At 51.8% G+C, this 13,929-nt stretch carries 14 protein-coding genes; 10 read left to right on the top strand and 4 right to left on the bottom strand.

Features of this window, described 5'->3' with window-relative positions:
• The first annotated feature begins 1 nt into the window (after position 1).
• The 5 genes from AC6I8R_RS24360 (at position 2) to AC6I8R_RS24340 (ending at position 4,758) form a co-directional block, all read left to right on the top strand.
• Entirely contained in the window at positions 2–1,435 is a 1,434-nt protein-coding gene (locus AC6I8R_RS24360; protein WP_497833114.1) for a heavy metal sensor histidine kinase, read from the top strand.
• Positions 1,436–1,500: 65 nt separating this feature from the next.
• Positions 1,501–1,968, top strand: a complete 468-nt coding sequence (locus tag AC6I8R_RS24355) for a (R)-mandelonitrile lyase (RefSeq protein ID WP_497833113.1) — start codon at positions 1,501–1,503, stop codon at positions 1,966–1,968.
• Entirely contained in the window at positions 1,946–2,689 is a 744-nt protein-coding gene (locus AC6I8R_RS24350; protein WP_415175552.1) for a carboxymuconolactone decarboxylase family protein, read from the top strand. The genes AC6I8R_RS24355 and AC6I8R_RS24350 overlap by 23 nt, the downstream gene beginning before the upstream one ends.
• Before the next feature lie 125 nt (positions 2,690–2,814).
• Positions 2,815–3,666 carry an aldo/keto reductase gene (locus tag AC6I8R_RS24345; protein ID WP_415175551.1) on the top strand — a complete coding sequence of 284 codons (852 nt, stop codon included), beginning with the start codon at positions 2,815–2,817 and terminating at the stop codon, positions 3,664–3,666.
• A gap of 102 nt (positions 3,667–3,768) precedes the next feature.
• On the top strand, positions 3,769–4,758 hold the full coding sequence (locus tag AC6I8R_RS24340; RefSeq protein ID WP_415175550.1) for an aldo/keto reductase: 990 nt from the start codon (positions 3,769–3,771) through the stop codon (positions 4,756–4,758).
• 34 nt (positions 4,759–4,792) lie between these two features.
• On the opposite strand, the gene AC6I8R_RS24335 is transcribed toward AC6I8R_RS24340, so the two are convergent.
• Positions 4,793–5,686: a LysR family transcriptional regulator gene (locus AC6I8R_RS24335; RefSeq protein WP_497833112.1), complete on the bottom strand. Its 894-nt coding sequence runs from the start codon at positions 5,684–5,686 to the stop codon at positions 4,793–4,795.
• Between the two features lie 149 nt (positions 5,687–5,835).
• On the opposite strand from AC6I8R_RS24335, the gene AC6I8R_RS24330 reads away from it, so the two are divergent.
• From AC6I8R_RS24330 to AC6I8R_RS24315, 4 genes are all read left to right on the top strand, one after another.
• Positions 5,836–6,621 (top strand): SDR family oxidoreductase, encoded by a 786-nt coding sequence (locus tag AC6I8R_RS24330; protein WP_497833111.1) that lies wholly within the window; start codon positions 5,836–5,838, stop codon positions 6,619–6,621.
• Positions 6,622–6,990: 369 nt separating this feature from the next.
• Positions 6,991–7,995 (top strand): GlxA family transcriptional regulator, encoded by a 1,005-nt coding sequence (locus tag AC6I8R_RS24325; protein ID WP_208727155.1) that lies wholly within the window; start codon positions 6,991–6,993, stop codon positions 7,993–7,995.
• Between the two features lie 159 nt (positions 7,996–8,154).
• A complete protein-coding gene (locus AC6I8R_RS24320; protein ID WP_497833110.1) occupies positions 8,155–9,822 on the top strand; it encodes a methyl-accepting chemotaxis protein in 1,668 nt (555 codons plus the stop codon).
• Between the two features lie 31 nt (positions 9,823–9,853).
• Entirely contained in the window at positions 9,854–10,180 is a 327-nt protein-coding gene (locus tag AC6I8R_RS24315) for a hypothetical protein (RefSeq protein WP_021185488.1), read from the top strand.
• Positions 10,181–10,221: 41 nt separating this feature from the next.
• On the opposite strand, the gene AC6I8R_RS24310 is transcribed toward AC6I8R_RS24315, so the two are convergent.
• Positions 10,222–10,851, bottom strand: coding sequence for an ECs1377 family protein (locus AC6I8R_RS24310; protein ID WP_021185487.1), 630 nt, complete (start codon positions 10,849–10,851; stop codon positions 10,222–10,224).
• Positions 10,852–11,040: 189 nt separating this feature from the next.
• On the opposite strand from AC6I8R_RS24310, the gene AC6I8R_RS24305 reads away from it, so the two are divergent.
• Complete coding sequence (locus AC6I8R_RS24305; RefSeq protein ID WP_021185486.1) at positions 11,041–11,400, top strand: helix-turn-helix domain-containing protein; 360 nt, start codon at positions 11,041–11,043, stop codon at positions 11,398–11,400.
• A 106-nt stretch (positions 11,401–11,506) separates the two neighbouring features.
• On the opposite strand, the gene AC6I8R_RS24300 is transcribed toward AC6I8R_RS24305, so the two are convergent.
• The gene (locus AC6I8R_RS24300) at positions 11,507–12,889 is read right to left on the bottom strand and encodes a diguanylate cyclase (RefSeq protein WP_415175546.1); all 1,383 of its coding nucleotides are present in this window, start codon (positions 12,887–12,889) and stop codon (positions 11,507–11,509) included.
• A gap of 173 nt (positions 12,890–13,062) precedes the next feature.
• Complete coding sequence (locus tag AC6I8R_RS24295) at positions 13,063–13,929, bottom strand: LysR family transcriptional regulator (RefSeq protein WP_497833109.1); 867 nt, start codon at positions 13,927–13,929, stop codon at positions 13,063–13,065.

Genomic DNA, 13,929 nt, shown 5'->3' with positions numbered 1-13,929 from the left:
CATGTTTAAACGTTCTCTTTCGCTCCATCTTGCGCTGATGTTTGCGTTATCCGCCCTGATGATTGTCGCTGTGATCGGCATTTTGTTGCGCGGCTCGTTGCATGAGTCGTTGCAAAAACAGATGCATAACGAGCTGTTATTTCGGGAGTCCTTAATGAGCCCGTGGATCACCGCGCGAACCTCCGCGCATGACTGGTCTGGGCTGGCGAATAAATTCACCGTATTAACCAATTCTGAAGGGGAGCGCGTACGCTACTGGATAGTCAGCGCAGACCCGCGCTTTAATGTCGGTGGCGCGCCACCGGTGGGGGTGCAGTGGTCATCTTTGCAGGAAGGTTTTAACAAGATGCCCGGCGCCTCGGAAGGGGTCTGCTCGCTTTTTCTGTTGGTCAAAACCCTCCCTGCCAATGGTGAACGACCGACGTTGCGCTACATCGTGGCCATCGACTCTACGCCCTACATGGGCACGCTGGATGCGTTCACCCGCACGTTGTTGATTATCGCCGTGGTGGGCGTAGTGATCGTCGCGTTGCTGGGTTATGGCGTCTCAAGAATTGGTCTGCGACCGGTGGGAACATTAAGCAGACAGGCGCAACGGCTCGCGCCGGGCGATCATGGTCAACGGCTGGATACCACCGCCTTACCCGGAGAGTTGCAGCAACTGGCATCTTCATTCAACGGCGTGTTGGCGCGTCAGGAGGTTGCCTGGCGGCAGCTCGAAAATTTTAACGCGGATGTCGCCCATGAACTTCGCACTCCGCTCACCAACCTGATTGGTCAAGCGCAACTGGGGCTTTCACGTCGACGTTCACATGATGAGCTGGAAGAGTTACTTGGCTCAAACCTTGAAGAACTTGAGCGCATGGCCTCGATCGTCAATGACATGCTGTTTCTGTCCCATGCTCACGCCGGTGAACATGCTGCGCAGCTCACGCAGGTGTCCCTGCGCGCAGAAACGCTGAAAACAGCCGAATACGTAGAACCCTCATTCGCGGAAAAACACCTTTCTCTGGATGTACAGGGTGATGTCACGGTCGAGATTGACCGGCGTTTATTTCATCGTTCGCTGGCCAATTTACTGGAAAATAGCGCCAGACATGCCCCAGCCAACAGTCAGGTGATTGTCCGGTTAAGCCAGAAAAATAATCAGGCCAGGGTTGCAGTTTCCAATCCGGGTGCCCCCATCGCACCCGATCAGTTGCCTCGCCTTTTTGAACGTTTTTATCGGGCCGACGCCTCCCGCACCCGCAGCGATACCCATCACGGACTGGGGCTGTCGATCGTTCGCGCCGTGGCGATTATGCATCGGGGGGAGGTCTTTGCACGCAGTGAAGACGGCATGAATACCTTTGGGTTGACCTTTGCCATGCAAACGGATCCCCAGCCACTTGCCAGATGCCCAACTGACAAAATTGTCAGGGAAGCGTCAGTCTGACGACATTTTACCCTCGTTAATATCATGGCTGACTCTCCCCTTCATCAATGAAAAGGACGCGCAGCATGACCGGAAAAAAACGTTACCTCGGGCTGTTACTGCCCTTCTTCACTCTTGCATTCGCGGCTGAGGCGCAAATCATCGCCCCTGCCGGAAGTCAAAACGCCCTGTATGGGCCAGCGGAGAACTTTACCGGACGCGTCCGGGTTGATCCGTTATTTCAGCTTGATCACGGCATCGAGGTTTCGGGGGCGTATGTCACCTTTGAACCAGGCGCACGTTCCGCCTGGCATACGCATCCGGCAGGTCAACGGTTGATTGTCACTGCCGGTGTGGGTCTGACGCAGCAGGAGGGCCAGCCGATACAGATCATTCGCCCTGGCGATGTCGTCTTCTGCCCGCCTGGCGTCAAACACTGGCATGGCGCAGCCCCGGGCAGTGCCATGACACATCTGGCGATAACCGGGAGGGTAAATGGAACCAACGTTAACTGGATGGAGAAAGTGACGGATGAACAATACCACGCCCATTAAGGTCTTGATTGCGGCGCTCCTGCTGATGCTGGGTTGCAGTCTCACGGTCCACGCTGCACCAGCGACAACCGGCACGGATGAAGAATCACCCACGTTGTCGGCACGCCAGCAGGCCATCCCATTGATTGCTGCGTATATGGCAACCAGCCAGATGGAAAAACTCGATGCCGCGCTTAATCAGGGGCTGGACGCCGGGCTGACGGTCAACGAAATCAAAGAAGTCCTGGTTCAGCTGTATGCCTACACCGGCTTTCCGCGCAGTTTAAATGCGTTAAATGCCCTGATGAAGGTGGTTGAGACGCGACAACAACGTGGAGTCCACGATATGGCGGGTAATGAGCCAGCCAGCACCATTCCTGTCGGGGATGAACTGCGACGCGTTGGTACCGCCAATCAGACCAAAATATCCGGTGCACCTGTCCAGGGACCGTTATTTGATTTCGCGCCGGTGATTAATCAGTACCTGCAAACTCATCTGTTCGGGGACATTTTTGCCCGTGACAACCTCGACTGGCAAAGCCGCGAACTGGCAACGGTGGGCGCATTAGCTGCCACGCCCGGCGTTGAGGCGCAATTGTTATCCCATATGCGCGCCAGCCAACGCGTCGGTCTGACGGCAGGACAACTGCGCCAGTTGGTAGAGATCCTGCGTCAACACGGCGAAACCGACGCAGCGATGCGGGCGGGGAACGCACTGCAACAAGCGCTGGCGAACGCGTAATCCACCAACGGCAGGGTTCATTTATTAATGAACCCTGCTAATTAACCCTAGCTGATTGCACCCTCTAATCGAATAAATCTCGCTGCGTTATGCTTGGCACACAAGCACATCTGAAGGACAACCTGATGCAAACAGTAAAACTGAACAACGGTATCGACATGCCCCTGTTGGGCTTTGGTGTATTCCAGATGACGGATGCCGCCGAGTGCGAAAGAGCGGTGATTGACGCTATCGAAACCGGTTATCGCCTGATTGATACGGCGGCTTCCTACCAGAATGAAACCCAGGTCGGGAATGCGCTGAAGCAAAGCGGCATTGCCCGCAATGAACTCTTTGTCACCACCAAACTGTGGTTGCAGGACACCCATTACGCCGGTGCTAAGGCACAGTTCGAGCGCTCACTGAATCGACTGCAACTGGATTATGTTGACCTGTATCTGATTCACCAGCCTTACGGTGACGTCCACGGTGCCTGGCGCGCTATGGAAGAACTGCAACAGGCAGGGAAAATCCGGGCGATTGGTGTGAGCAACTTCCACCCGGATCGACTGGCTGATCTTATCGCCTTTAATAAGGTTGTGCCGGCTGTCAACCAGGTTGAAGTCAACCCCTTTACCCAGCAGCTACAGGCAGCGCCGTGGATGCAAAGCCGTGGGATCCAGCCTGAAGCCTGGGCACCTTTTGCCGAAGGGAGAAACGGTTTGTTCCAGCATCCCGTATTAACGGCGATCGGTAACCAGTATGGCAAAAGTGTGGGTCAGGTGGTCCTGCGTTGGATCTTCCAGCGCGGCATCGTTTCGCTGGCAAAATCAGTGCGAAAAGAGCGCATGGCAGAAAATATCAATATCCTCGATTTCGAACTCAGCGCGGAAGATATGCAGCAAATTACCGCGCTCGATACGGCAACCAGCGCATTTTTCTCACATCGCGACCCTGCGATGGTGGAATGGCTGACTGGCCGCAAACTCGACGTTTAAATTCATCCGTAGCGGCGCGATTTATCGCGCATTTCCGATGATGGACAATCGCACCGCTACGATTTTTTGCAAACATGATTGCCTTTGAAGAGGAACAGATTGATGCAAAAACGTTATCTCGGTAAATCCGGACTCGAAGTATCGGCGCTTGGACTGGGTTGCATGGGACTGAGCCACGGCTACGGCCCGGCTACGGATACCCGTCAGGCGGTCGAACTTATTCGTGCTGCGGTAGAACGTGGCGTCACGTTTTTCGATACCGCCGAAGTGTATGGCCCGTATCTGAACGAAGAAGTGGTGGGCGAAGCCTTAAAACCGCTGCGTGACCGTGTGGTCATCGCCACCAAATTTGGCTTTACCTTCGGTGATGACAACAAGCAGCAGATTTTAAACAGCCGCCCTGAACACATTCGTACCGCCGTTGAGGGATCATTACGCCGCCTCAACACCGACGTGATTGATCTGCTCTATCAGCATCGCGTCGATCCTGAGGTGCCGATTGAAGATGTCGCGGGTACGGTGAAAGACCTGATTGCCGAAGGTAAGGTCAAACACTTCGGCCTGTCCGAAGCCGGTGTGCAGACCATTCGTCGCGCGCATGCGGTCCAACCGGTTGCCGCTTTGCAGAGCGAATACTCGATGTGGTGGCGCGAGCCTGAACAGGAAATCTTGCCTTTACTGGAGGAGCTGGGGATTGGTTTTGTGCCATTCAGCCCGTTAGGTAAAGGTTTCCTGACCGGTGCCATCAAGGCTGGGGCAACTTTCGGTGCGGATGACTTCCGCAGCAAAGTGCCACGTTTTGCAGCCGAAGCTCTTGCAGCCAATGAAAAACTGGTTGCATTGTTGGCGGAGCTTGCCGCCGCAAAAAGCGTCAGTTCTGCTCAGATCGCCCTGGCCTGGCTGCTGGCACAAAAACCGTGGATTGTACCGATTCCCGGCACGACCAAACTGCACCGACTGGAGGAGAATCTGGCGGCCGCAGACCTTATCCTTGCGTCGGATGAGTTGGGTAAAATCACGCAGGCGCTCGAAACAGTGAAAATCGTCGGTGAACGTTATCCGGCCTCATTACAGTCCCGGGTAGGTCGCTAAGGCTGAAACTGGCCTGCTTTTCAGCGCAGGCCAGTTATTCCGAGTAACGAAGTGCATCAATCAGTAGCGCGAAGGCTGGCGGGTGCTGTTTGCGGCTGGGATAGTAAAGATAGTATCCGGCGAAAGAGGGACACCACTCCTGCAACACCTGAACCAGTTCGCCTGATTTGATAAAGTCCTGCACCATATTCTCTGGCACACAGGCGATACCGAATCCCGACAATACCGCATCGATTCTTTCCGCTAACAGATTAAACGTCAGTTGCCCTTCCACTCTGACACGCAACGGTTTGCCTTCCCGCTCGAATTCCCAATGATACAGCCCACCCGCAGTCGGCAAACGCATATTGATACAGCGATGATTTTGCAGTTCATGTGGCGTGTGGGGGGCCGGGTTAGCGGCAAAATAGGCTGGCGATCCAACCACCGCCATCCGCATATCCGGCCCAATCCTGACGGCGATCATGTCCTTATCAACGCTTTCGCCAAGGCGGATGCCGGCATCAAAACGCCCTTCCACGATATCGACAAAACCGTTATCCACCACCAGCTCGACATTGATTTCCGGGTATTCCCGGAGGAAGGATTTCAACCTGGGCCACACCAGGCTGCGTGCGGCGTGCTCCCCGGCTGATAAGCGGATATTACCTGAGGCAGTGCCCCCCAGTTGAATAAGCGACGCCAGTTCCTGCTCAAGATCGGCGAGACGAGGCTCAAGGCAGGCAATTATTCTTTCGCCAACCTCGGTTGGCGCAACGCTGCGCGTGGTACGGGTCAACAGACGGATGTTCAGGCGCTCCTCCAGCGCTTTCATCGCATGGCTCAGAGCTGACTGCGAAACACCCAATTTTGCGGCTGCTTTGGTAAAACTTCGCTCTCTTGCCACCACGAGGAAAATCTGCAATTCATTGAAGTTTTCTTTAAGCATCGGTTATTTCCTTATTCATCTCCGCCCCGACAAACCATATTTATGAGGGGTGTTCATAGACACAATCATTTTAACCCCGTTACTGATAACAATGATGGTTGATATTCTATCTGTAGTGAAAATATATCTGAAGCAACAGAAGGTTTATCATGAAAATACTTGTTGCCGGGGCGACCGGAAGTATTGGTCTTCATGTTATGAAGACGGCAATAGAAATGGGTCACCAACCCAGAGCACTGATCAGGAATCAGCGCAAAGTAAAACTTCTCCCACATGGCACTGACATATTCTACGGCGATGTGTCTCAGCCCGAAACATTAACTGACGTGGCAGAGAATATTGATGCCGTTATCTTTACGCTGGGTTCTGATGGGCAGGGACGTATCGGCGCCAGGGCAATTGATTATGGCGGAGTACGTAATGTCCTGCAAAGGTTTCGCGGCACGCAGGCACGTATCGTGTTAATGACTACCATTGGTGTCACCGAACGGCTGGGTAGCTGGAATCAGCAGACAGAGGTCCATGACTGGAAAAGGCGTGCCGAGCGCCTGGTCCGGGCAAGTGGCCATCCTTATACCATCGTCAGACCGGGCTGGTTTGATTATAACCATGATGATCAACATCACATCGTCATGCTCCAGGGCGACCGCCGCCATGCCGGTACGCCAGAAGATGGCGTAATATCCCGCGCACAAATCGCCCGTGTTTTGGTTAGCGCCCTGACTAGCGACGCCGCAATAAATAAAACGTTTGAACTGGTGGCAGAACACGGGGAAGAACAAAATAACCTGACGCCTTTATTTGCCACCTTGCAGGCTGATGACCCACGAAAAAACGAAGGGATTTTAGATTTACATAATATGCCGCTTGAGGAAGAACCTGGATACATTATTGACGAATTGAATTTATTTTTAAAACCAGCCGTATCAATCTGATCCTCTTAATATCGCTGCCGGGCGCAGCGCTTTCTATTCAGGCACCTGATGCCTGAATACTGTTGTCCTTCAGTAACCACTAATCCCCTTCACTCGTGCAAATAACCTTGCCTATAGCATGGTGTTTTTTCTGTTCATACCTTATCCAGACGTCAGTGCTGCGTAGCTTTCCCTCACTTCCTGCCAGCAGAAAAGGTTGTTAAACGCAGCCGTATCTGTTGATTTCATGAAATAATCAGGTCCATTCAAAACTTTACTCAGACAAATTCACAAAATCCCAGCGAGGCCGATAAGCATTACGAAAATCAGCAGGTAAAAAAGTCACATTTTTCACGCAATTTACGACAATTTAACAACAGGAAGAGATAAATGCGTATTGCCATACTGGCCCTGGAAGGCAGCGTGCTTTCGGCCATCGCAGGCCTGGCAGACTTGTTCTGGATAACCAATAAAGCGATAGCCGCCTCCCCCGCTCATGCCATCAAGTTTCCCGAAAAAACCTTTGAGACGTTGATTGTCAGCGCCGATGGTGCGCCGGTCTGGGATACCGAAGGCCGGCTTATTCATATTGACAGCTCCTTTCAGGGTGCGGGCCAACCCGATGTCGTGATTGCGCCCGGCATGCTGCTGGGCCCGGATCTGCAACCATTGAACTTAGCGGACATTAACCTGGCCGCCACCTGGTTCAGAAAAATGTATGACAATGGCGCGCTGGTGGCCGCTTCAGGTACCGGTGGGGTTGTTCTCGGGGAGGCGGGGTTGCTCAAAGGGAGGTCATACGCCACCACATGGTGGGTCAGTCATATGTTGCAGGAACGTTATCCTGACGCCATCCCGGCACGAGGCAAAATGCTGGAGGAGGATCGCGGAGTGCTTACCACCGGCGGGTGTTTTTCATGGATTTCACTGGCCCTAAATATTATCGAAAAAGCGGCAGGTACAGAGGTGGCAAATCTCACTTCAGAGATGTCACTTACCGATAACCATTTTTTGCGTCAGCATCTCAGCGCATCGCCAGGTTCCATTCACTCCGGGACACCATTTTTAGTGCGCGCCGAGGAGATTATTCGCATGCAAAATCCCTCCATCAATGCGGCACAGCTCGCCTCTGCGCTGAACACCACAGAGCGAACCCTCCAGCGCAAATTTAAAGCACTGTCGCAGGAAACACCGAAAGAATTTATTACGCGGGTCCGCATTGAAACGGCCTGTACCATGCTCATTAGCACCCGTGTCAGCATTCGTCAGATTGCCAGAGATTGTGGTTACTCGGAAGAAACCGCTTTCCGTAAAGCCTTTAATCAAATTATGGAGATGTCACCGGCGCAATACCGTCAATGGATGGCCGCTCGCGCATCAGACCACCGCAGTTGATATAGAAAAAAACACTGTCAGGGAAATTCTTGTCAGTCAAAAAAAGTGAAAGGTGTAAATAAATTAAGTCATTTTATTTGAAATAAAAGTTCTATCGTCCCTGCCGATGGTTCGGAAGTGACAGATTATTTTTATTAACATTTTACCAGGTAGAAAATGATGAATATCACACAAAGGCTCACGCTGGCTTTCGTTCTACTCTCTGCTTCACTTGTTATTATCGGCATAACTTCTCTCCGACTATTGGCCGGTTTTCAGGATCGTTTTGAATATGTGCAGGTCAATGCGATTCCTTCGATTAAAGATCTGGGCGAGTTAATAGATCGCAGCAACCGGCTTTCAGTTGCGCTATACCGACACCAGAGTCAGACCGATAACAGCAAAATGCCAGCCGTTGAACAAGAAATTTCGCAGCGCCTGTCGGGTATTAAAACCCTCGCTGATTATTACTTAAAAAACGATATCTCCAGCGATGAAGACAGACAAATGGCGGAAAACGCATTAACCAAGTTGAAAGTGATTGAATCGCGCCTGCCTGAATTTCTTACCGCATCACGAGCGCATCAGGATGATGTTACGTTGAACCTGCTTAATAACGACAACCAAAATGGCATCGCCGGAGCTATCTATTCGCTTAAGGAAAATTATCGCAAGCAGCTGGCACTGAATATCTCGCTGGGAAATAACTTGCGAACCATCAATCATGACACTTATCAGCGTACGCTGTGGGGCATGACTCTGGGGGTAGCCGCGGCTCTGATTATTCTCGGCACCCTGGCTGCCATGACAATTCTGCGTATTCGTCACAGCCTGCGACGCATTGGCGATATTATGAACCATGCGGGTGAAAACCTGGACCTGAGCGTCACCGCAGACGACAGCAAAAAAGATGAAGTCGGTATTATGGCCCGTTCATTCAACCAACTTCTGACGCGTGTGGGATCTGCACTCACCTCGGTCAGTACGGCGTCCCATTCTGTCAGCTCCGCTTCGGCCCAAATTGCCGCGGGGAATGAAGATCTGTCATCGAGAACAGAACAGCAGGCTGCCTCATTGGAACAGACGGCAGCCAGCATGGCCGAACTGAGCGAAACCGTGCGACAGACGGCGGATAATACCCGCCAGGCCAGCCGTCTTGCCAGCAATGCGACAGCGCTTTCGGACGCCAGTGAAGCATCGCTGGCCAGCATGCTGGGTACTATGACGGAGATCAGAAGCAGTTCGAAAAAAATTACGGAAATCGTGACGCTGATTGAGGGCATTGCCTTTCAGACCAACATTCTGGCGCTTAACGCCGCGGTAGAAGCCGCACGGGCTGGAGAACACGGCAAAGGCTTTGCGGTTGTCGCAGGTGAAGTGCGCAGTCTTTCACAGCGTTCCACCCAGGCGGCCAGGGAAATCAAGCAGCTTATCGACAGCTCCTATAACCTGGTGGAATCCGGTGCCGTTCAGGCGGAAACCGTGGAAGAAAACATGGCCGGTTTGAAGACCGCGTTCAGGCAGGTTAACGATCTGGTCAGTGAAATCGCCGCGGCGGCCGAAGAGCAGAATACCGGTATTACGCAGGTGCATCAGGCTATCAGTCAGATGGATGACGTCACCCAGCAGAATGCTGCGTTGGTAGAGGAAGCCTCCGCCGCCTCCGCCTCACTTCAGGAGCAGGCGCAGACGCTGTCCGGGCTGGTCAGCCAGTTCGTCCTGTCCGGCGCAGCGCTGCCGATAGCGAAGCTTGCAGATACCGTCAGGCCACAACCGGTGTTAAAGGCGTTAGCCCCACTGCCCGCCTCCCTGAATAAAGGGAATGATACGAACTGGCAGAGTTTCTGACGGGTGATGGCGTGACAGAGGGAAGATCCCAATGGGTATCAATGGTTTTGTAAAGCACGGCCAGCGCCACCACGAACTGGTGACAGAATTTGAGCAAGTTAATGCCCTTCTTCATCAACTGATGGATGGCATGTATTCGTCGTTGGACGTTTATCTGAATAACTGTAATCACCTGCGTGAGCAGGTTAACCGGGCGCTGTCATTGCTGAAAAATCGCGAATTTACAGAGTATCTTATCCAGAATGATGTGGCGCTTTATTACAATTTGCAGAGCGTGATGCTGGCGGTACAACTGCTGAAGAACCTGCTGGATAACCTCACCGGGACCATGAAGCGTTCGCTGCTGGAAACGTCTTAAGGTTGTGCACGTCCCGAACCGCTGCGGTTCGGGACACGCGATTAACTTTCAAGCCGGTAGAACGGAACGCGTCGGGTGGTGCCGGTGAGATTATCGAATACCTCGATTTCGGCAGTGGCGATTCTCATCCCCGTTTTTCTTAAGCGTTGCACATCTGCGGCAATACGCTGAATTCCAAACCAAAACAGCCCATCCAGCGCGGTAACCTGCAATGCCGATTCAAGCGCCAGTTTGAGCCGCTCACGCGGAGCTTTGACCTCTTTGGCGATTTGCTGATAAGGGGCGGCACTCCCGCCAGTTGCATCGACGCGGCGGATGCGGGTTGAGAGGCGATACTGGAACTCGTCCGGTATGCTATTCAAATCGGTGTTCAGGCTGTAAACGCAACCAAAACGCTTGCCGTTAAAGAGCACGTTTTTCTGTTGAAGTTGAAATTCATCCCGCAACCCGGCAATCAGTTGAGGTGCGCGCGTCAGCAGCAGTCTGAAGGGAAGTTCAAAGCTGGTGACATAGTCGACATTCAGCAATGCGATGCGCAGACGTTCTTCTGCACCCGCTGGTAACTGACGGCACTCCTCCAGCACTTCTCCCCACTGCGCGGTCAGTCGGGTTGGCTCAGCAATTTCGGTAAAACTGTACTTTTCAATCTGATACTCAATTTTCCCGGTCACCCTGAATTCCCTTGTTATTCTGTTGCACAACCTGCTGTTTAGATTATCAACGTACGAATATAACCGATTAGCCATCCCGACATAATCAAAGAAACAAGGAAAAAAAGTAATCGATTACTTTTAACCTAAGAAACGTTATGATTTCGTAGTGAACACCACTCACTGCAACAAAACCGGGAAAGTAAGATTGTGCCTTATAAAAAGCAAATCATTGAAGACCTGACACGCTGGATTGATATGAACTTGCACAGAGTGCACAGCATTGATGATGTTGCCACGCGCTCGGGTTATTCCAGATGGCATATCCAGCATATGTTTAAACAGGTCAACCAAATGACGATCTTAGGCTATGTTCGGCAGAAACGTCTGGAACGGGCGGCACAAGAACTGGCTGAAAGCCAGGATAGCATTACAACTATTGCCTTACGCCACGGTTTTGGGTCGCAGCAGACGTTCAGCCGGGCCTTTATGAAATGGCAGAACATGCAGCCATCACGCTTTCGTTCTTGTGCCAGGCTGGGACAGCGTAACCCCGATGTCGAACCTTAATACCCTGGCAAAGGGTTAACCCGTTTTAACAGGCGGTTTTTTCATGATGTCTGGTCAGACTGTTGACCAGAGTCTGCAAAGGTATCTTAAGCAGCCTGAGTCTCCCCTACTTATGTTGCTCGATACGATTCCTGCCGTTGCGTTTAGCTTCATACAACGCAACATCTGCCCGATTGAGTAACTGATTATAGTCAGGGTGTCCATCATGAACGGTATAACCAATACTGACTGTGATGGGGAGGTTCTGACCGGAAACCGCTTCAAAAGGTGTGCTACTGACGATGCGGCGAATACGTTCCAGTAGCATATACGCCTCGGACTGCCCCGCTTCCACCAGCACAATCAGGAACTCTTCTCCGCCATAGCGGAAAACATAATCGCTGGCGCGAATATTATCGCTGAGTAAATTGGCAACATGCGTTAATGCGCGATCGCCAACCGAATGTCCCCATTCATCGTTGACCTTTTTGAAAAAATCCACATCGATGATTGCCACGCTTAATGGCAAATGGTTTTCCATCGCCAGGCTGACTTCATGTTTCAGAACAATCGGCAAATAACGTTTGTTAAGTAAATTCGTCAGAGCGTCTTTACCGTCCTGCATATGCGACACGTCGTTAAACAGCATCTCCATATAGGTGCTAATTTTCTGACAGCAGGCATGAATGATACGTAACAGATCTTGCAATTTTTCTACGGGTATATCCGTGGTGATATCCAGGCTAGCCATCTTTTGATCAATGGTTGTCATCAGCAGGCGTATCTGCTGAATTTGTTCTGTTTCACCAAATTGACGAACGCATTTATGACGGAACCATAAGCCAAAGTTAGAGTCGGAAATTTTTATCAACGCTTCCGTCTGGTGTACGCCACTGACCAGTCCATAGATCACTGAGTTTTCCCAACTGGAAAGTGCTGACTGCTGTTTACCTTGTTCCTGCCAGGCGTTATTCATCAATACATGCATGCGATACGCCTCTTCATTTCGCGTTGCCCGATAATGCGACATCGCATAGGCGTGACTCATCATTTCGATAGCGATATCAATGGCCATCGCGGCATAGTGCATCACCTGTAAACCCAGCTCGGTTTCAATATTGTGCTGGGTGATGTAGTCGTAAATACCATATTTAAGTTGCCGGGCACCGCGCTGGACAAATTCCACCGGAATACCAATGCGCGCATGCACGCCCCCAACGTGATATTGCTGTTGCGCCAGCGTTTCAAACTGGCTTTCGTCCTGAGTCAGGATCGCTTTCACCCATTTAGACAGAGAGCGACTAAGTTGTTCTTCTACCAACTCATAGGACAAATGCCTGGCAATTGCTGGATCTTTAAACAAACTTTCATAAAATCGATGCGCTAAATTGTCTGATTGTTCTTCTGCAATATTTCGCAGAATGACTATTACATTTTGTGGAAGTTCTGCACGTAAAGGCTGCCATTCTTTAAGAATGACAGAGATGTATTGTTTAATTTCTTCCTGCATTTTTTAATTAACCAAGTGTTAGCTGGATAGTCTGGTGAAAATAAAAGCGGCTATCGTAGCATACCTGATTCGGTGGCCCTGGGCTTTTAACACTTCCAAAACAAAAATAAGAGTTTTGCAGCATTAAATGCAATTTCCCATCCGCTAATATATTTCCTTTGCTAAGCCATACATCACTTGTCTGGCGTCAACACCACACTCAGAAAGTTATCACGCAGTGGATCCCGGATTCGAGGATTCCAGGCAATCCCGGTTTTCCAGCGTGTCTGTTCACCACTCAACGTCAACAATGCCACCCCTGATGGCTGGATATGCCTGACGCTGGCAGGCAGCAATGCCACGCCCTCTCCGGCAGCGACCAGCGCCAGCAGCGTCTGAATATCATCTGCCGCAGCAAGGGTTTGTGCAGCCAGTTGCTGCGCACGCAAAAAAGCGGCTCCCTGCGCCACCAGCCCTTCCCCCCGGGTCGGGCTGAGCTGCAATAGCTGATTGCTTTCGATCACCTGGCGAAAGTCACCCATCGCGGCGAAACGCTCTGGTGCGGCAAGCACCAATGCCTCTTCCTCCAGCACCGCCGCTTGCAGATGCTCCGGTGCGGGCAACCGGACAAATCCACACTGCAACTGGCCATCAGTAAGCAATTGAAACTGCATGGCAGAAGGCAGGTCATTCAGCAAAATTTTGACGGATGGATAACGGGCGCGAAAAGCCGCCACGCTCAACGGGGCGAGTTGAAAAGAAGAGATACCAAACCCCAGTTTCAACTCTCCCGCGTGACCGTTTTGCAAACCTGCGACGTCAGAACGGAAAATTTCGTGACGTTGTAACAGGTCGCGGGCGCCAGGCAACAGTTGCTGCCCGCTGACCGTGAGTTTTGCCCCGTGACGCCCGCGTTGAAATAGCGTCAGCCCGATCAAATGCTCCAGGGTCTGAATCTGTTTCGTCAGGGCCGGTTGCGTGATGCACAGGGCTTCTGCCGCCTGATGGTAGCGCCCCTGCTCGGCTAAGGTGACGAATGCGCGCAGCAGTTTGATATCCAT

This window comes from Pantoea sp. X-Soil-OKNW-713 (assembly GCF_059730685.1).
The sequence above is the reverse complement of the archived record's forward strand: the minus strand, read 5'-3'. Positions and strand labels throughout refer to the sequence as shown.